The organism is Pirellulales bacterium (genome assembly GCA_019694455.1).
In the GTDB taxonomy this organism is placed as follows: Bacteria; Planctomycetota; Planctomycetia; order Pirellulales; family JAEUIK01; genus JAIBBY01.
In genome coordinates, this window is sequence record JAIBBY010000055.1 from 12,759 (window position 1) to 30,823 (window position 18,065).

Here is an 18,065-nt window from a genome sequence, read left to right on the forward strand (position 1 = left end):
AGGCTCAACCGGGAATCATCCACGTGAGCCAGTAGGCCTGCGCGAGCGTCAGCAGGCCCATCAGCGCCGCCAGAATCAGGCTGTGCCAAAAGACAAAACGCAAGATCTCGGCCTCCCCCCCTTGCTGATCGGTGGCGGCCGCGGCAACCACAATGCTTTGGGCGTCGATCATCTTGCCCATCACGCCGCCGGTGCTGTTGGCCGCGCTAATCAGCACCGGCGACAGCCCAAGTTGTTCGGCGGTCACTCGTTGCAGGCTGCCGAAAAGCGCGTTGGAGGAGGTGTCTGACCCGGTCAGCGCCACCCCCAGCCAGCCGAGCATCGCGGCAAAGAACGGGTACAAGACGCCGGTATGCGTGAACGCCAATCCCAGCGTGACATCGGTTCCGCTGTAGCGGGTGACATAGGCGATGGCCAACATCACGGCGATCGTGAACAGCGGCCAGCGCATCATGTGCAGCGTACGGCCAAAGGTGCGGAGAAAATCGCCCGGCGATGTGCGCATCCACAGCGCCGACAAAATGGCCGCGACAAAGATGCCGGTGCCGGTCGCCGACAGCCAGTTGAAGCGAAACACCGCCGCCTCTGCCAGTTCATCCGCTGCGGCCGCCGGAGGCGCGCGGCGCACCCGGCGGTGCAACCCTGGCGCCTCAATCGGAAAGTCGGTCCAACCCGCCAGACGATTGGGGGTTTCCCAGCGTGTGAGTGGCACTTGTTGTGCGGCGCGTTTGCTAATCGCCTCGCCCGTAAGTCCGCCATCGAGAAAAGTGCGCCACGGCGGCAAGCCCCATAGAAACACGCAGATCGAAAGCAGGGCCCAAGGAACCCAGGCAGAAGCAACTTCGCGGCGCGAATAGACGCGCGGCGCCTGCGATGCGGGTGGAAGTCGCGATTCTTCTGGAAAACGCCAAATCTTGGGCGGTTGCCATACTTTGAGCAGCAAGGTCACCAGCACCAACGAGACCAGACCACCGGCGACATCAACCAGCGTGGGCCCCATCCAATTGGCGACCGCAAACTGCACCGTGGCAAAACTGCCGCCGCTGAGCAACACGGCCGGCCAGACACCTTTGAGCCCACGCCAACCCGCCATCGTGCATACCATCCAGGCGGGCACAATGAGCGAAAAAAGCGGAAGCTGCCGACCAGCCATCGCGCTGAGTTGCGCCTCTGGCAGACCGGTGACGCGGGCCAAGGTCGTGATCGGTGTGCCCAGGGCGCCGAAGGCGACTGGCGCAGTATTGGCGATCAGCGCAAGCCCGGCGGCGTAGAGCGGCGAGAAGCCGGCGCCGATCATCAGCGCCGCCGAGATGGCGACTGGCGTGCCAAACCCGGCAGCCCCTTCGATGAAGGCGCCAAAACTGAACGCGATGAGAATGGCTTGAATGCGGCGGTCTTCCGAGAGCGAGGCAACCGAATATTTGACAATCTCAAACTGGCCCGACCGCACCGTGAGCGCATACAGAAACACAGCGCAAAAAACGATCCAGCCAATCGGAAACAGTCCGAAGGCGGCGCCGTGCGCGGCGGCAACCAAGGCCATGGAGGCCGGCATGCCAAAGACGAAGATCGCCACCGCCAGGGCCGCCACCAAACCTGCGAGCGCCGCCTTGGGCGCCGACCAGGAAAACACGCCCAATAGCCCCAACAGCACAACGATCGGCAGCGCCGCCAGCAGAGTGGACAGCACCGCGGAGCCGGTTGGGTTATAGGTTTGAGTCCACTCCACAAATCGGTCCGCGCACGCATGGTTGGCTGGCGAAAGCGGACATGCTAATCCGCGGCGCGTGGCGACGCCAACCGCCCCCCGCGAGCAACAAGTAGTTTGCGGGCTAGAGAAAAACGGCATATCACGCATTTCGGCGTGTGGTTTTGCCGGCGCCGGCGCGACTCGTCTGGACACGTAGCCGCAATTTGGGGTAAACGAGTCGGCTGGGAAACTCAGTTGCGGCCGACAAGGATGTCTGTATGTCCGGCGACTCGCTGCGCGATCCGCTCTTGCGCCAAGATTACCTGCTGCTGGCGACGTTTTGCGCCGTGCTGTTTGGACTCTCGCTGGTGGGCGGGCGCCCCTTAAGTCGTCACGAAGGGGTGTTGCCGCAATCGTCGCGCGAGATGTTGGCCGACCACGACTTTATTGTCCCCAAGAGTGGCGGCCGGCCCTGGCTTGAGAGCCCGCCCTTGCCGCAGTGGATCACCGTGGGGGTGGCCAGTGTCTTTGGCCGCTGCGATCGAGAGTGGATCGTGCGGATCGCGCCGGCCGCGATGGGCACAATCGTGGTGCTGCTCGTCGGTTGGATGGCGGCCGGTTGGTACGGTCGATCGATCGGTCTGTTGAGCGCGCTGGTAACGGCCACGTTGTCCGAACTGACTCGTTACGCCTGGCTGGCCGAGGACGAGATCTTTTTGTGCGCGATCATCACCATTGCCATGGCGCTCTTTGTGCGGCTCGAGTTTTTTGGCGGCTTGCGCGCGGCCGACGAGTCGTGCTCCTTTTTCGGCAAGCGCCCCTGGGGGATGTTCTGGTTCTTTGTCGCCCTCGGCGCCACCAACCTGGCCAAGGGGGTCGTCTTTGGGACCGTAATTACCACAGCGCCAATCGGCGCCTACTTGTTTTGGAATCGCGACTGGTCGCGCCTCCGCGCCTATTGCTGGTCTTGGGGATGGCTGGCGTTCGCCGTCATGGCCGCCGCCTGGCCCCTGGCGGTGATGCAGCGCTATCCCGACGCACCGCAGGTGTGGTTTTACGATCAACTAGGGCGCGTCAGCGGCGAATACACCGCCATCAATCAACCGGCGTGGTACTATCTGACGCACCTGCCAGAAATTTTGGCGCCGTGGATCCTGGCCGTGCCGTTCGCGCTGGCGATCACATGGCGAGAGGCGTTCATGGTGCGCCGCTCGCCCGCTCGGTTTCTGTGGTGTTGGGCCCTGGTCATGCCGCTGGTGCTTTCGATCCCCGGCGGCAAACACCACCATTATCTGCTGCATGGCGTGGCGCCGTGGGGAGTGCTGGTGGCGCTGGCCTTGGTATGGCTACGAGCCAAGATCATGGCCTGGCCCGAGTGGACGCGTAACCCGCTGGGCGCCATCCCTGCGCTTGGCCTGCCGGGCGCCATCGCCTTCTTGATTGCGGCGCACAAGCTGGGCTGGCCGCTCTGGTCGGCCGTCTTCGTCGTTCCCATTTGGTTGACGCTGTGCGTGGCGTTCTCCTGGGGGTTGTGGCAATCGACGCCCCGCGTAGCCGCTGGCACGTTGATCGCCGCCGTGGCGCTGGGATACATGGCGGGCCATGTCGTCGCGGGCAAGTACTTTGATCGCTATCGCGACGACACGCGATTTCTCAAGCAGGTGGCCCGGACGGTTCCGGCCGACAAATGGCTGTTCGTCAATGCCGGCATGGGACAACTCGAAGCGTTTCACACCCTCTTCTACTTGGACGAGCGCACACGCTCGCTGCACAACCTGAGCTACTTGATCGACGATCGAATCCAGGCCGACGAGGTGTACGTAGTCACTTACGTGCGCGATGAGCCAGTGCTGGCCATGTTTGGCTCGGCCGAGCAGGTGCTTGCCAGCAGTGGCACCTGGCGAGATGGCGTGCTGGATGAACGGTTGACGCTCTACCGGTTGCGCTTCCACCAGCGGCTTGCCCGAAAGAAGGTGACGGAGCGCATCTCGCCGATGCAGGCGATGAATTACGCAGTGGGCCCGTTCCTCACCGCTCTGCCGGAGCCAAAAACGCTTCGCTGATAAATGTGATGCACGGCGTTCGCCAGGGTTGGGCGTCTGTTAACTGTGCGATCTAGGCTGTTGCTGCAGCCCGCACATTTGCCGCCATTCTTCCGGCGATTTGGCGCCGAGAAAATGGTACCACCACACCCCGCTCGTGATGCACAGTTCGTAATACGCCACACTGGTGATCGGCGCTTTGGGTCCGGGCGGCTCTCCGACGAGCACCGGCAGTGTGTTGGCGTTGATCGGAAACGCGCACGTCTTCGCGCGGCCCTCCGGAGCAGACGGGAACGCCTGTAAGTGACCGTCGAACGGTCCGCCCACAAATTCGACCCAAAAAATTGCGCCAGCCACGTCGGTGTTCCTTCGCCAAATTTCCGCGAGCCTTTGCCGCTGCGGATGAAGGAAAGGCACAATCCGTGCCAACAGACGTTAGCGGCGCTCGGTCGACTTCAGACGCCAGCAAGGCGGAGTCGGCAAAGAATAAGAGAGCCAAGGAGGGACGCTAGGCTTTTCTCGGGTTTCGCGGGTCCTCTCGCCAGATGAAGACCGAGGCGAATGGCCTGGCGACGCCTCCTTGGCTCGGGGGAACAAGCGGAGAAACGCGATTCTCAAGCGGCGCCGGCGAGTCCATAAAAAAACCCCTTGTGCGACTTAACGCCCAAGGGGCTTTCGTAGCCTCGTGGCGCGGCCCGATCAGAACCGCGAAGGTGGATGCTAAATCGTGCCTTCGGTTCGGTCAAACAACTGGACGATGTTTGACCAGCGAACCTCGCCGGACCGCCAGTGGCACGATCAGCTAATGGTTGTCGCTTCTGGAGTTACCTCCTTGAAATTCGGCGTCACATCGGCATCGGCGTCTCCCAGCGCCCAATGCATGCCCCCCATCAGCACCGCCTGGAACTTGGGATTGGTCCACACGTCCTCGCGATGCCCCATCGAGGTATAAAACACCCGTCCCTCGCCGTGCTTGCGGGCCCAAGTGCAAGGGAACGGCGGCCGGGCGTAATCGCGGCCTTCCATCCCCTTGGTCTCCATCACCAACAGCACATGCATGTCAGGGGCGAAGTTCTTGAGCGCATACCACTCCTCTTCCACGGTGAACGCGTCCCCTAATTCCGCCAGGCCCGGAAAGCTGCCGCCGGCGACCTTCTGCGTGGCCGATTGCTGGCGGCCGTGGCTTACAAACTCTCCGCCCAGCATGGCAATGTACGGGTCGGGTGTCGCCTGGTTCTCGCGGGCGGGACCTTCGGAATGAAAGGTGTCGCTGGCGCAGTGCGAACCGACAAACCCCTTGCCCTTGGCTATGGCCTCCAAGAACCGCTTTTTGCCATCGGCGCTCATCGGCGGATTCTTGTCGCCAGAAGGCTTGGTGAGATCACCCGTGGTGTAAAAGAAGAAACCGTCGAACTGATCGAGATCGCTGTCGAATACCTTGCCATCTTTGGTGATGACCGCCTCAATGTTGTGCTCGCGGGCAAGATCGTTGAAGATCCGCTCCGCATGGCCAAACTCTTCTCCCTTACGCGTAATGACCGAATGTTGAAAGCCGGCGCTGCGCGTGAACATCAACACGCGGCGGCGCGGTTTGTCGGCTGCGGAGGCGCGAAGTGGATAGCTGCCAAGCGCCAAACCAGCGGCGCTGGCGACGAGCAAATCACGACGATTCATAACGACAACTCCACCAATCTGAAGAGACTCGTTTGATAATTATGGCTCGGCAGCTACCATAACCGCCGCCAGTCCGGCAGCCAAGCAAATCGGCCATTGGAGCCAGCGGCCCGAGCTACCAGCGAAACATGCCCCCATTGGGGCTGACAACCTGCCCCGTGACAAAATCGGAATCTGACGATGCCAAGAACAGGGCCAGCGCGGCGACATCAGCAGGCTCACCCAGACGTCCCAGAGGCGTGTGCGTAATCATGCCGGGTCGCCATTTCTCTGGTAAATACTCGAGCATTGGCGTATTGATCCAACCAGGCGCGATGCAATTGACTCGAATGCCTTGCGGCGCCACCTCCTGCGACAAGGCCTTGGTCATGCTGATAATCCCTCCCTTGGCCGCCGAATAGGCGGTCGAGCCGGGCAGCCCGTTCAGGCCGGCGACTGAAGCGATGGTGACAATGCTCCCCTGCTTGCGCTGGGTCATGCGCGATAGCGCCTCGCGCACGCAATGAAATGTGCCGGTCAGGTGCACGGCGATCTGCCCCGCCCAACGATCGTCGCTCACCTCGGCGGTGGCCAATAGGCTGGGTTCTGCCGTGCCCGCATTGGTGATGAGCATGTCAACATCCCATCCGCGCTCGTCGGCGGCCGCGAACAATCGCTTCACCGATTGCGCATCGGTGACATCGGTCGGAACCGCCAGGGCCTCGCCCCCGGTGGCCACGATCTCTCCGGCGGCTTGGCGCCCCGCCTCCTCGCGCAACTCGCCAATGACCACCCGTGCCCCCGCCTGAGCGAAGCGCAGCGCGATCGCCCGGCCGATGCCCGAGCCAGCGCCCGTCACCACCAAGGTTTGTCCGGCCAGTTTCATGGGCCCTGGTTCCTCCGTCGTCAGCCCCGGCACAATCGCTGCGGTCGGCACGGCGGGCCGCACTGTAATTGACAGGCGAATTCGCCCCGCCGCACGTCATGGATTATTCTGGAAACATTGACTCCTGGCTATCGGTTTGCTTGGGTGGTTTATGAAGTTCTTTCGCATGGCCGTCGCGTTCGGCCACTGTTTAGTCGCGGCGGCGTCGGCGTTCGCCCAGTCTCGCGATATTGCGGTGATCCCCGCGGAAGTCGCGCAGCGCCACGGACTGCACCGCGCCTGGATCGCGCAGGCGCAGGTCGATATCAGCCGCGACAAGATGGTCGGCGCCACGCTCCATGGCGACGGGCTGGTCGTGGTGACGCAGCATGGTTGGCTGCAAATGTTCGACGCCGAAACGGGCGCCACCCGCTGGACGGTCCAATTCGGCGAAACGTCGCACCCAGTCACTGGCCCCGGCGCCGGCGACAAATACGTGGCGATCACCAAGGGGTCTCACTTGTTTGTGGCCGAACGCGCGACAGGGCGCCTGGTCCTTGACGCCCGCCTGATGCAGGTCGCCACCGCCGCGCCCGCCGTGCTGGGCGATTTTGTCTATGTGCCAATGCTGGGCGGCAAGATCGCCACCTACGACATGAAGAAACCGCGCGGCACTCCTTGGTTCTTTCGCGGCGGCGGACAAATCTACGATTCGCCCCTGGCCCGACCCAACTTGTTGGCGTGGGGCACCACCAAGGGCGCCGTGTACGGCAGCAGTTCGGACGTGTTGGGAGTCCGCTTTCATTTTTCCACGGGCGACGAGATTGTAGCGCCCCTCAGCTATCAAGCGCCGCATGTCTTTGTCGCATCACGTGATGGCTATGTCTATGCGATCAACGAGCTCACCGGGCGACTCGTTTGGCGGTTCGGTTTGGGCGACCCAGTGGTGCAGCAACCAGTGCCGCTCGACGATTCGGTGTTCGCCTTGCCAGAGGCGGGAGGCATTTATTGCATATCGATCACGACGGGCCTGCAAAAATGGTTCGCCCCATCGTGCCAGCAGTTTTTGGCGGCGAGCCCGCGACGTAACGCCGTTGCGCCGGCCGTAGGAGGCGCGGCTGCTGCCAAGGGCCCGGCGCTGGCCCGCGTCTATGTGGCCGATGAGCGCGGCAATACGCTGATTCTCGACGCTGGTAGCGGCGCGCGGCTGGGGCTCTTGCCCACCAGTCGGCAGAGCTGGCGATTCACGAACACCGTGAACGATCGGCTGTATGTCGGCACGACCACCGGCCTGATTCAGTGCCTGCACGAGATCGGGCTCGATCAGCCGCACGAGTACAACACCCTGCCTGCGCCCGCTCCGGCCGCTGATGCGGCAGCTGCGGATGGCCAGCCGGCCGACGCCGAGCCAGCGGAGGAGCCGGCTGCCGAAGCAAACCCCTTTGAAGAATAGCGCTCGCCGCAATCTGGCAGGGAGGTCGAATCGCGCATGGTGGAGCAGGGTGTCACCATCGAGTTGAACAATGTGGCCAAGCGCTACGCCGATCGCGTAGTGCTCGACGGCGTGACGCTGTGCGCCCGGCCGTCCGAGACGTTGGCCCTGATCGGTCCCAGCGGCGGAGGCAAATCGACGCTGCTCCGCTGCATCAATGGGCTGCAAACGTTCGACGCGGGCGAGATCCGCGTCGGCTCGCATTGCCTGACCAGCGGCGCCGGCCATGCCAATCTGGCCGCGATTCGCCGGCTGGCCGGCATGGTGTTCCAAGATTTTCAACTCTTTCCGCACCTGTCGGTGCTGGAGAATGTGACCGAGGCGCCGCTGCGCGTTTTGAAGCTCAACGCCGCCGCCGCCATCCACCGCGCGCGCGAACTGCTCGACCGAGTGGGACTGGCAGATCGAGGCAACGCCTATCCCGAACAATTGTCGGGCGGACAAAAGCAACGTGTGGCGATTGCCCGCGCGCTGGCGATGGCGCCGCGCGCCCTGCTCTGCGACGAGATCACCAGCGCGCTCGATCCGGAACTCAAGCACGAAGTGCTCGAAGTCTTGGAAGACTTGCGCCGCGATGGTTTGACGCTGATTGTGGTCACGCACGAGATCGGCTTTGCGCGGCGCGCCGCCGATCGCGTGCTGGTGCTGGCCGACGGGCGCGTGATCGAAGACGGCCCCCCCAGCGCGGTGCTCGACGCGCCTCAGTCGGAGCGCACCAGGCGGTTTTTGACCAGCGTCATGGCTTGAGCGAGCGCGGCAGCTCAGACAACATGGCGGCGGCGCCCAGCGGATCGGATGGATCGAGTCGGGTCAGCGTCTCCAAGACCTCGCGCGCCAGTTCCGACTTGTCGATCTGCGCCAGACAATGAGCCAGCCCCTTGGCCGACTCCAAGAACGCTTGATTCGCCGTCCGCCGGTAGGTAAACGGCCCGGGCGCCTTGGATTGGCGAATTGCGATCATCGCCAACTCGTAGGCGTAGCCAAAATGTCCGCGCGCCAGCCGCACGTCCCCTTCCAAGAGCGCCAACTCGCCCAGCAGGCGATGCGCCTCGACAAAATCGCCGCAGCCGGAGAGCAGCCAGCGCAGCTCGTCGATGGCGATGTCGTGTTCCCCCATCTCGATCATTCGCCGCACTTCCACGATATCATCGGCGCGCTGCCGAGCGCAAGAAGGATGCACCAACTCCCATTCGTCGCGCCCCGGCACTTGCCGCGTCTTGATCGTGGTCGACTTGGCGCCGCCTTGCGCTTGCGGGCTGTCAGAGCGAGATTTGCGCTTCGTCATGCAGAAGGCTTTCGGCGGCCGGCTGTGCTTTCTTTATCCATCGCGATGCCCGGCATTGAGGGTCTGTGTTGCCCGCGCTAGAATGTGACCGCGCGGCGACGCGGCAGGAATCTCATAACTTATCGACTGGGCCGCCCTCCGCCAGTCTTCGGCACGGAAGTCTATTTGAATGCCCCTCGCCCGGCCAGCGCGACGCCCAAAGAAAGCCATACGCGAGTCTCTATTGCCAGGCGTTGGCGACTCCGCTTGGAGGCGCGCTCTGCGAGCGCGGCTCGCGGCCTGGTATGGGCGGCACGCGCGCAAGCTCCCGTGGCGGGAGACGCGCGACCCATACAACATCTGGATCAGCGAGACGATGCTGCAACAAACGCAGGTCGTCACTGTCATCCCGTATTACGAGCGATTTTTAGCCACGTTTCCGACCGTGACCGATCTGGCAGGCGCCGACGAGCAGCAAGTGCTACGGCTCTGGGAGGGCCTGGGCTACTATCGCCGCGCGCGGCAGTTGCACCAAGCGGCCAAAGTCATCCGCGATTACCATGGTGGCGAGTTTCCAAATTCTTACGACGCCGTGCTGGCGCTGCCCGGCGTGGGCCGCTACACCGCCGGCGCCGTGTTGTCTTTCGCGTGGGATCAACGGCTGCCGATTTTGGAGGCCAACACATTGCGGGCCGTCTCGCGCTTGTTGGCGTATCAGAGCGATCCGCGTGGCTCGGAGGGACAGCGCCTTTTGTGGCAGGCCGCCGAGGATTGGCTGCCGCGGCGCCAAGCGGGCCGCTTCAATCAAGCGCTGATGGAGCTTGGCAGCCAGGTGTGCTTGCCGCGCTCACCGTTGTGCGACAAATGCCCAGTCGCCACCCTTTGTCCCACGCAAAAGCTCAATTTACAGGACTCGATTCCGCGGCCACCACGCCGACCAGCGACGCAGCAGGTGCGCGAGGCGATGGTCGTCGTCCGGCGCCGTGGGCAGGTGTTGCTCGTACGCCGCGGCGCGACCGCGCGCTGGGCCGGCATGTGGGATTTTCCGCGCTTCGAGATCAGCGGCCCATCGCCCGACGAAATTGAACTGCGCCGGTCGCTCGACGCGCTGACCGACGTCGACGCCGATCGATTCAAGCCGTTGACGACGCTGCAACATGGCGTGACGCGCTTCCGCATCACGCTCGATTGTTTTTCCGCGCAATACAAGGCGGCGGCGCCCCTGTCGCGGCCGGAAGAAATCGTCGAGCGGCGCTGGGTATCGCCCAGCGCGCTAGACGATTATCCGCTCAGCGTGACGGCACGTCGATTGGCGCGCCATTGGATTCGAGAAATGCAGCGCGGCTAACGGCCCAGCAGACGATCGACTGCGGCGCCAATGTCTGGCTCGCGCATCAGGCTCTCGCCGACCAGCATGGCCCGCGCACCGGCCTGTGCCACGCGATCGGCGTCGGCGCGGGTGGATATACCGCTCTCGCTCACCAGCACACGGTCGGCGGGCAATTGCTCGCGCACCCGCAGCGTATGGTCCAGATCGACTTCAAACGTGCGCAGATCGCGATTGTTGACGCCAATTAACATGGCCCCAGCGTCAAGCACACGCGCGACGTTCCGCATTTCATATAGCTCAACCAAGGGCGTCAGGCCCAGATCGAGCGCCTCGTTGTGCAGCGATCGCAATTGACAATCGTCGAGACACTCGGCGATGAGCAGCACCGCGTCGGCACCAGCCAGTCGAGCTTCATAAAGCTGATAACGGTCGAGCAGAAAATCCTTGCGCAGCACCGGCAGTTCGACAACGGCGCGCACCTGGCGCAGACACTCCAAACTGCCTTGAAAGTAATGCTCGTCGGTCAAGACGCTTATGCAACTGGCGCCGTGCGCTGCGTAAATCCGCGCGATCGCCACCGGATCGAAATCTGCCCTAATGACGCCCTTTGACGGGCTGGCCTTTTTGACTTCGGCGATCAGGCGGATCGGCCCCGGCGCCGAGACCGCGGCAAAGAAATCTCGCGGCGCCGGCAGCCCCGCCAGCTTGGCGCGCAAATCGGCTTCCGAGCAGCGCGCCTTGGCAGCGGCGATCTCGCTCTTTTTGGTGGCGACGATCTGATCGAGGATGGTGGACGCCATACGGTCCGACGCTAGTGCTTGAAGTGACGCCGCCCGGTGAACAGCATCGCGATGCCATGCCGATCGCAGGCGGCGATGACCTCTTCGTCGTTGCGCGATCCGCCCGGCTGAATGATCGCGCCCACACCGGCACTGGCCGCCTGCTCGATGGAATCGGCGAATGGAAAGAACGCGTCGGAGGCCAACACAGATCCCGCGGTCCGCTGCGCCCCCTTCTTGATCGCAATTTCGACCGAGTCGACACGGCTCATCTGCCCAGCGCCGGCGCCAATCAAGGCGCGATTCTTGGCCAGCACAATCGCATTGCTCTTCACCTGTCGACAGATGGCCCAGGCGAATTGCAGATCAGCCTGTTGCGCGTCGCTTGGCGCCTGCCGCGTGACGACTTTCCACTCCGTCAATGGATCGGCCGCGGTGTCGAACTCCTGCGCCAAGAGCCCCCCCTGAATCCGTCGCAGGTCAAGTCCGCAGGGGGCATCGTCCAGCGCGCCCACCGCCAGCAACCGCACATTGGCTTTCCATTTGGGCTTGGTTGTCAGTACTTCAAGCGCGGCCGGATCATAATCGGGGGCCACGATCGCCTCGACAAAGCGTCCCGGCTCGGCGAGATACTCAGCGCTGGCGGCATCGACCGGGCGGTTGAATCCCAACACCGAGCCGAACGCGGAGAGCGGATCACCCTCCCAACCCAGTTGGAGCGCCGTGGAGATACTCTCGGCTTCGGCGGCGCCGCATGGATTATTGTGCTTGACCACCACAACTGCGGGGCCTCGCAGCGTGCGCACAATTGCCAAGGCGCTGTCGAGATCGAGCAGGTTGTTGTACGAAAGCTCCTTGCCGTGCAATTGGCGAGCAGTCGCCACGCAGGCGCCGCGAACGCCAGGCTGCACATATAGCGCCGCCGATTGATGCGGGTTCTCGCCATAGCGCAGTTCGCACTGGCGTTCAAACGCCAGACGCAATGTTTGCGGATAGCGCTCTTCGCTCAATTGCCCGGCAAACCAACTGGCAATGGCGGTGTCGTAGGCGCCGGTATGGGCGAACGCCGCGGCGGCCAATCGGCGGCGCAGCTCGGGCGTGGTGCATCGGTCGCGAGCGACCTGTTCAAGAATATCGGCGTATTGCAGAGGACTAGTCGCGATCGTCGTGAAGGCGTGGTTCTTGGAGGCGCCTCGTACCAACGATGGTCCGCCGATGTCGATTTGCTCAATGACCTCGTCGAAGCTCACATCGGCGCGCGCGGCGGTCGCCTCGAATGGATAAAGGTTCACAATTACCAACTCAAAGGTGCGAATGCCGTGAGTCGCTAGCGCCTCTCGATCCTCGGGGTGGTCGTGCCGACAGAGAATGCCCCCGTGGATCTTGGGGTGCAATGTTTTCACGCGGCCATCCATGATCTCCGGAAAGCCGGTGTAGTCGGTCACATCCAGAACAGGCACCCCGCTTTCTTCCAAGAATCGCCGCGTCCCGCCGGTGCTGTACAGTTCCACGCCCGCCGCCACCAGGCCGCGGGCAAGCTCAGCCAGTCCAGTTTTGTCACTCACGCTAATGAGCGCGCGCTGTATCCGGGGCGACTGCATCCCTATCCCTCATTGCAATGGAGCGTAAACTGCCTGTTTAAGGCCCATTGCCAGATTCGTCAATCGGCGCAGCGATTTGCGCACGCGGGCGCGGAGAATATCGAAAGGAAAAGGCCGCCCCAATGGGACGGCCTTGTATGTGTTGAGCGAATTGTCGATCGCTAGGATCGAATGTTACGCGCGTGCCGCGCGACGGCGTACGAGAAACACGCCGCCAAGTCCCAGCAGCGACCAGACTACAATGCTGGCCGGTTCGGGAACGACGCCTGTTTCGTCGTAGGTGTATACCACATCTACATTGCCGAAGGCCTCAAAGTCAGTGACGTGGATGGTACTGTCGGTGACGCCAGTCGCCGAAAAACCGCCACTGCCGCTGACCAGCACACTCAAGAAGCCAGGACCGATGTAGGCCGCCAATCCAACCATCGTGGAAGCTGAGTTCGCGTCGTTGCCCGACAGCAAACCAAAGTCGACAAAATCAGGCCCTGTATCCGGGTTGCCGTCGCTGGCGCTTACCGCTACCGGACCGGCCGAGCCAAGAATAGACGCGCTGGCGGACAGCGGTCCCACCGTCGAGGCCTTGACCAATCCAATAAGATCAACCCCCATGTTGCCCGAAACCGCCGAGTCGTTCTCGGCGGTAATTTTGGCCTGCACGGTGGCATCGACTTTCAATTGCACCGAGGTCAGGGTGCGAGTGCCCCCCAACGTGTCGAACATGGGAATGCTCAAGTTCTGGTTTCCCGGCGAAAGGGGAAACGAGAATGCGGACGTTTCGGTCACTACGCCGGCAACGGCGCTGGAGACATTCAAAAGCAGCGCGGAAAGCGCAACGAGCGGAAGCACTCGAATCATCGGAAGACCCAATATGTTGCGGAAGTGAATTTCTGCCCAAAGTACCAATAGGCCAAGGTAGTCTGACCACCCCTATGGGGAATGTCAACGTAATTCGTTCAGTCTAAGAATTTTTCATCTGTTGGTTGCAGGCAGGACCAAGTCCAAACATTGGGAAAACGTCGTTACGTGGTCATTTGAGCATGATTTTAGCCTGGGCCGTAAGTCGGCTCACTTCCTGTGAAAACTCCTTGCGCCGAGCCGCAAGTGCTGTCACACTCTTGGTTTCCGTACCACTGACGTAATCGAGCACTATGCGTTCGGCGGTAATAAACGCCGGCGTCAGCTCCGCCACGGCATCCGCAATGGCGATTGGTATCCGGGTGACTCCGTTGCAGTCGCCATGCAATAGTTCCCCCGTGGCGATCACCAGTCCACCAACGCGCACCGGCAGACCGACATTCAGAATATGGCAGTAGGCATGAGAGCAGATCGTGCTGCTCGTAAAAACCGGATACTCTAGCGCCCGCACCTGTTCCAGATCGCGTCCGGCCCCCGAAGTCACCAAGCCCACCGACCCAAAGGCCTTGTAGGTGGAGCACATCACCTCCCCAAACGTGGCGGCGACCGGCGGATCGTCCAGGTCCTGAAATACCACCACCGCCGGCCCCGGCAACCGTGAAAAATGTTCGATCTGCTGATCGAGCGACGCGTACACATCTCCTTGCGGGGGCGGGGCGTCTGCCCGAAACGACGCCGTGCAAGCAAAACCCACCATCGGCGGCAAATGCGAAAAGTTGGCCCGAATGCGATGGTCCATATACCCGCGGTTGCGGGGACAAACATCAAACAGCTCGATAACGTTCGAAATCGTGGGCGTGTCGAACTCGGCAAGGCGAGCCAGGGTATCCGAGGAGACGCTCATAGGTTTCCTAACGGGTTACTTGACGACGAATTGTCGTCTGGTTTTGAGAGGCAACGGTGATTGCAACCAGCTTCCGACTTTCGTAGGTCTCATGCGCTGGCGTATTCTAACCAACAAGTTCTGGCCTCCGAAGCAGAAGATCGGTGGCGCCGCGGCAGCCGGCAGCTTGTAAATTACACGACCAGATTGGTCGGAAACCGCAAATTCAATCGATGGTTCAACACTCTGCCATCCCCAGTAGCTCGCTCAATTTGCCTTGGATCGAGCGGCAACCTCCGTGGCGCGTGCTGGCCGCGTTTTTGTTGGCGTACGTCGCGGCCCTCTACATCGGGCACTCGTTCATGGTGGCGCCCGAGCATATCGCCGCCATCTGGCCCGCCTCCGGCATCGCCTTGGCGGGATTGACGCTCGTCGCGCCGCGCTGGCGCAATCCGCTCTGGGCAATGTTCACGGTAGCCACAGTGGCAATGAACCTGTATATGGGCAGATCGATCGCGATCAGCGTGGCGCTGGCTTCAATCAACGCCATCAACACCCCTTTGGTCGCTTGGTGGTTTCGATGCCAAGGGCCAACTCACGAGTTTCTGACCGATCCAGGGAGGTTGCTGCGACAATTCCTACTGCCAATCGCCCTGGGTTCCGCGATGGGCGCGATGCTAGGCGGCGCCGCGATTCAATTGACCGACGGCGCGGATTGGCGTCGCACCGCTTGGCTCTGGTTTGTGTCCGATGCGCTCGGCATGCTCGTCATCGCGCCGGTGCTGTTGGTTTGGTTGACGCCAGAATCTTGGAATCGTTGCCGGGCCACTCCCATGGAATGGCTGGAGTCGTTGTGTATTGCCGGACTCGTCACCGCAGTAACGACCAACTGGCTGCTGAATGTCAGCTATACCGGCAACCGCTACTCTTTGCGCCGGCCGTACGCGCTGCTGCCCATCATGTTTTTCGCTGGCGCTCGACTCGATCCGCGATTGATCGTCTTGATCTTGCTCTATTTGGCGACGATCGCCACCGCTCGCGCGGCTGACACCGGATCGCAATTCACCGGCCTGATGTCACCAGACTTGGCGACTCGATTACTGACGGTGCAGGCGTACCTGGCCGTGGCCTGCTCCACCACGTTGACGGTGGCGGCAATGGTGGCGCAGCGGCGGATAACGGAGCAGCGACTGCAAGCCGCGCACGACGACATGGAGGCGCGCGTCGAGCAGCGCACATGCGAACTGCGCCTGAGCGAAGAGCGCGCGCTGCAGCAGTCGCGCGAGCTGAACACCATTTATCGCACCGCTCCGCTGAGCTTTTGCGTGCTCGATTCCGAGCTGAAACTGGCGCGCGTCAATCTTCGGCTCGTCGCGGAATTTGGTTTGGAACATCAAAAACTGCTCGGTCGCCCCTTCGCGGAAGTGCTGCCCGCACTGGCCGAAATCGCTCCACTGCTCTTGCGCGCCGGCCAGCAAGGGCACGAGATCGCGGCGCAAGAAGTGCGCGTGGCGGCGCCCAACACGCCCGCCCATGGTCGTGATTGGAGTGTGAGCTGCTATCCGATCGACACCCCCCAAGGGCGGCAAATCGGTTGCATCCTGAGCGACATCACGGAGCAAAAGAGCGCGGAGCGTCAGTTCGCTGAACGACGAACCGAATTGTTCGACACCGCGCGACTCAATTCGCTCGGCATGCTGGCCGGCGGCCTAGCCCACGAATTGAACCAGCCCCTCCATGCAATTCACAATTACTCGCGCGGTTGCCTGCGGCGGCTCGACCTTGACCAACCTGGCGCCGAACCGCTGCGCGAGGCGCTGGATCATATCGCGGACGAAGCGCAACGCGCCGCCGAGATCGTACGTCGCCTGCGCGAGTTCGTTCGCAGGCGCGAACCACGCAGCGAAACGGTGGCCCTTAACCGCGTGATCGCCAACGTGGTGCAACTCGTTGACACGCAACTGACGCGGTCGCAAATGCGAATCAGTTTCGATCTGGCCGCGCTGTCGCCGACCGTGGTAGGGGATGGGATTCAACTCGAACAGGTCGTGGTCAACCTGGTGCTCAACGCCATCGACGCCTCCGAATCGCGCCCAGTGGCGATGCGAGCGATTCATTTGGCCACGCGCGAAGTCGGCGCGCGCGCCGAGGTCATCGTGCAGGATTCTGGCCTTGGCGTGCCCACCGAAAAGTTGCAGGCGATCTTCGAGCCGTTTTACACCACCAAGCCCACCGGCCTCGGCCTGGGATTGGCAATTAGTCGGTCCATCGTGGAGGCCCACGGCGGCACGCTCCAAGCGGAAGCCTGTGCCCCTCACGGATCACTGTTCCGCATGTCGCTGCCGATCCGCAATCCTGCTGGTCCGCAACCAACCAGACTGGTTGCGCAACCGGCGCAGCCCAGCACAACGGGCTAACTAGCGACCGGTGCCGATGCCGACGCCACCGGGACCGCCGGGGGCGATACCGCCGCCCGGAAGCGTGGTGAGCCCCGACCCAATCACGTTGTACGACGACGGCGAACCGGCCTGCGCCCCCAGGCTCGAAGGGGTTCCGCCGTGCAAGAGTGAGCTGGGCGACGCGCTGCCGTACATGCCCGGCGTGAGCGAATGCGTTGTGCCGGCGGTTCCATAAGTCGCCGAGCCATACTGGCCGGCGGTGGGAGTCTGCCAGTGCGCGCCGACCGGCGGCGTCATGCCGCCAGATTGCAAAAACGACTGACTGGTCACTCCGCGCCCAATAGCACCGCGAAAGCCGGCGGCAAAGCGGTTGCCGATCTTCGCCTTCAGGCGCTCGCGCACCTGCTGCGGAATGGCAATCGGCGCCTTGGCGGGGTGAAACGCATCGGGGGGATGAACACGGCTCGCCGGCGCCAGGCGACGGCGATCTTGCGCCGGCGCCTCATCATCCAAAAAGCTCAACTCGCTGTCGCTTTCGACGCGCTGGATGCCCAAATCCTGCATCAGACGCCGCATCTCGCTGTCGCGCCCCTGCTCCAGCCGCAAGTCAGGATCGAGGGTCGGGCCTTCCGACACTTTGGCAGCGGCCTCGGGCTGCGTTCCTGCGGCAAAGACACTTGCCGTCGACATGCCGACGGCTAACAGGGTGACGATTGACCAGTGACGTGTGAACATGGCCTGATCCCGTGCTTGAGTTTTTTTGCGGACAATCTCGCTGTAACGGCTAACCCAACTACCGGAAGTATGGGTTACGTCTCAGCGCTCGCCGCGAGATTCGCTTGATCTCAAGTCACGAAATCGCACGTAATTCTACCGGTGGAGCGCGTCGCCGGCCGGTGGCGCCGTCACGACTGACACGACCGGACCAGTAATCATGCAATTTGCGGGCCGCAAACGCCAAGAGCCCACGGGAGGACACCCGTGGGCTCTTGGAGAAATTGCGGTCACGAGGGGCGCGAAACGACGCGCCCGGCGATTACATGTCGAAATAGAGGCAGAACTCGTACGGGTGAGGACGCATCCGCACCGCGTTGAATTCCTTCTCCATCTTGTAGTCGATCCAGGTGGTGATCACATCCTTGGTGAAGACCTCGCCGCCGAGCAAGAACTCGTGATCCGCGTGTAGCGCGTTCAGCGCTTAGTCGAGCCAAC

General features: G+C 62.5%; 16 protein-coding genes. 5 read left to right on the forward strand and 11 right to left on the reverse strand.

What is annotated here, in order from left to right; genetic code table 11:
* Positions 1-4: 4 nt before the first annotated feature.
* The gene (locus K1X71_17640; protein ID MBX7074968.1) at positions 5-1,690 is read right to left on the reverse strand and encodes an L-lactate permease; all 1,686 of its coding nucleotides are present in this window, start codon (positions 1,688-1,690) and stop codon (positions 5-7) included.
* A 278-nt stretch (positions 1,691-1,968) separates the two neighbouring features.
* Between K1X71_17640 and K1X71_17645 the strand changes: the two genes are divergently transcribed.
* A complete protein-coding gene (locus K1X71_17645) occupies positions 1,969-3,753 on the forward strand; it encodes a hypothetical protein (protein MBX7074969.1) in 1,785 nt (594 codons plus the stop codon).
* Positions 3,754-3,792: 39 nt separating this feature from the next.
* Here K1X71_17645 and K1X71_17650 read toward each other — a convergent pair whose 3' ends face one another.
* From K1X71_17650 to K1X71_17660, 3 genes are all read right to left on the reverse strand, one after another.
* Positions 3,793-4,089, reverse strand: coding sequence for a hypothetical protein (locus tag K1X71_17650; GenBank protein MBX7074970.1), 297 nt, complete (start codon positions 4,087-4,089; stop codon positions 3,793-3,795).
* 441 nt (positions 4,090-4,530) lie between these two features.
* Positions 4,531-5,406 carry a ThuA domain-containing protein gene (locus tag K1X71_17655; GenBank protein MBX7074971.1) on the reverse strand — a complete coding sequence of 292 codons (876 nt, stop codon included), beginning with the start codon at positions 5,404-5,406 and terminating at the stop codon, positions 4,531-4,533.
* A gap of 115 nt (positions 5,407-5,521) precedes the next feature.
* Positions 5,522-6,271 carry an SDR family oxidoreductase gene (locus K1X71_17660; GenBank protein ID MBX7074972.1) on the reverse strand — a complete coding sequence of 250 codons (750 nt, stop codon included), beginning with the start codon at positions 6,269-6,271 and terminating at the stop codon, positions 5,522-5,524.
* Positions 6,272-6,437: 166 nt separating this feature from the next.
* Between K1X71_17660 and K1X71_17665 the strand changes: the two genes are divergently transcribed.
* Both K1X71_17665 and K1X71_17670 read left to right on the forward strand, forming a co-directional pair.
* Positions 6,438-7,703, forward strand: a complete 1,266-nt coding sequence (locus tag K1X71_17665) for a PQQ-binding-like beta-propeller repeat protein (GenBank protein MBX7074973.1) — start codon at positions 6,438-6,440, stop codon at positions 7,701-7,703.
* Positions 7,704-7,739: 36 nt separating this feature from the next.
* A complete protein-coding gene (locus tag K1X71_17670; GenBank protein ID MBX7074974.1) occupies positions 7,740-8,489 on the forward strand; it encodes an amino acid ABC transporter ATP-binding protein in 750 nt (249 codons plus the stop codon).
* Here K1X71_17670 and K1X71_17675 read toward each other — a convergent pair.
* Entirely contained in the window at positions 8,479-9,027 is a 549-nt protein-coding gene (locus K1X71_17675) for a hypothetical protein (protein MBX7074975.1), read from the reverse strand. The genes K1X71_17670 and K1X71_17675 overlap by 11 nt on opposite strands.
* Positions 9,028-9,196: 169 nt before the next feature.
* Between K1X71_17675 and mutY the strand changes: the two genes are divergently transcribed.
* Positions 9,197-10,354 carry an A/G-specific adenine glycosylase gene (mutY, locus tag K1X71_17680; protein MBX7074976.1) on the forward strand — a complete coding sequence of 386 codons (1,158 nt, stop codon included), beginning with the start codon at positions 9,197-9,199 and terminating at the stop codon, positions 10,352-10,354.
* Here mutY and trpC read toward each other — a convergent pair.
* The 4 genes from trpC to K1X71_17700 all read right to left on the reverse strand — a co-directional run bounded on the left by trpC (position 10,351) and on the right by K1X71_17700 (position 14,475).
* Positions 10,351-11,136, reverse strand: a complete 786-nt coding sequence (gene trpC, locus K1X71_17685; protein ID MBX7074977.1) for an indole-3-glycerol phosphate synthase TrpC — start codon at positions 11,134-11,136, stop codon at positions 10,351-10,353. The two genes, mutY and trpC, sit on opposite strands and share 4 nt — an antisense overlap.
* 11 nt (positions 11,137-11,147) lie before the next feature.
* Entirely contained in the window at positions 11,148-12,716 is a 1,569-nt protein-coding gene (gene purH / locus K1X71_17690) for a bifunctional phosphoribosylaminoimidazolecarboxamide formyltransferase/IMP cyclohydrolase (GenBank protein MBX7074978.1), read from the reverse strand.
* A gap of 174 nt (positions 12,717-12,890) precedes the next feature.
* Entirely contained in the window at positions 12,891-13,571 is a 681-nt protein-coding gene (locus tag K1X71_17695; GenBank protein MBX7074979.1) for a choice-of-anchor E domain-containing protein, read from the reverse strand.
* A 172-nt stretch (positions 13,572-13,743) separates the two neighbouring features.
* Positions 13,744-14,475 (reverse strand): RraA family protein, encoded by a 732-nt coding sequence (locus tag K1X71_17700; GenBank protein MBX7074980.1) that lies wholly within the window; start codon positions 14,473-14,475, stop codon positions 13,744-13,746.
* A gap of 212 nt (positions 14,476-14,687) precedes the next feature.
* On the opposite strand from K1X71_17700, the gene K1X71_17705 reads away from it, so the two are divergent.
* Complete coding sequence (locus K1X71_17705; GenBank protein MBX7074981.1) at positions 14,688-16,871, forward strand: MASE1 domain-containing protein; 2,184 nt, start codon at positions 14,688-14,690, stop codon at positions 16,869-16,871.
* On the opposite strand, the gene K1X71_17710 is transcribed toward K1X71_17705, so the two are convergent.
* Both K1X71_17710 and K1X71_17715 read right to left on the reverse strand, forming a co-directional pair.
* A complete protein-coding gene (locus tag K1X71_17710) occupies positions 16,872-17,588 on the reverse strand; it encodes a hypothetical protein (protein MBX7074982.1) in 717 nt (238 codons plus the stop codon). It lies immediately after the preceding gene.
* Between the two features lie 301 nt (positions 17,589-17,889).
* Entirely contained in the window at positions 17,890-18,018 is a 129-nt protein-coding gene (locus K1X71_17715) for a glutamine synthetase (GenBank protein ID MBX7074983.1), read from the reverse strand.
* Positions 18,019-18,065 lie beyond the last annotated feature (47 nt).

Excerpts from the sequence above, each read along its gene's own strand:
- K1X71_17645 (MBX7074969.1), top strand. The coding sequence starts at position 1,969 with ATGTCCGGCGACTCGCTGCGCGATCCGCTCTTGCGCCAAGATTACCTG.
- K1X71_17655 (MBX7074971.1), bottom strand. The coding sequence starts at position 5,406 with ATGAATCGTCGTGATTTGCTCGTCGCCAGCGCCGCTGGTTTGGCGCTT.
- K1X71_17660 (MBX7074972.1), bottom strand. The coding sequence starts at position 6,271 with ATGAAACTGGCCGGACAAACCTTGGTGGTGACGGGCGCTGGCTCGGGC.
- K1X71_17665 (MBX7074973.1), top strand. The coding sequence starts at position 6,438 with ATGGCCGTCGCGTTCGGCCACTGTTTAGTCGCGGCGGCGTCGGCGTTC.
- K1X71_17670 (MBX7074974.1), top strand. The coding sequence starts at position 7,740 with ATGGTGGAGCAGGGTGTCACCATCGAGTTGAACAATGTGGCCAAGCGC.
- K1X71_17675 (MBX7074975.1), bottom strand. The coding sequence starts at position 9,027 with ATGACGAAGCGCAAATCTCGCTCTGACAGCCCGCAAGCGCAAGGCGGC.
- mutY (MBX7074976.1), top strand. The coding sequence starts at position 9,197 with ATGCCCCTCGCCCGGCCAGCGCGACGCCCAAAGAAAGCCATACGCGAG.
- trpC (MBX7074977.1), bottom strand. The coding sequence starts at position 11,136 with ATGGCGTCCACCATCCTCGATCAGATCGTCGCCACCAAAAAGAGCGAG.
- purH (MBX7074978.1), bottom strand. The coding sequence starts at position 12,716 with ATGCAGTCGCCCCGGATACAGCGCGCGCTCATTAGCGTGAGTGACAAA.
- K1X71_17695 (MBX7074979.1), bottom strand. The coding sequence starts at position 13,571 with ATGATTCGAGTGCTTCCGCTCGTTGCGCTTTCCGCGCTGCTTTTGAAT.
- K1X71_17700 (MBX7074980.1), bottom strand. The coding sequence starts at position 14,475 with ATGAGCGTCTCCTCGGATACCCTGGCTCGCCTTGCCGAGTTCGACACG.
- K1X71_17705 (MBX7074981.1), top strand. The coding sequence starts at position 14,688 with ATGGTTCAACACTCTGCCATCCCCAGTAGCTCGCTCAATTTGCCTTGG.
- K1X71_17710 (MBX7074982.1), bottom strand. The coding sequence starts at position 17,588 with ATGTTCACACGTCACTGGTCAATCGTCACCCTGTTAGCCGTCGGCATG.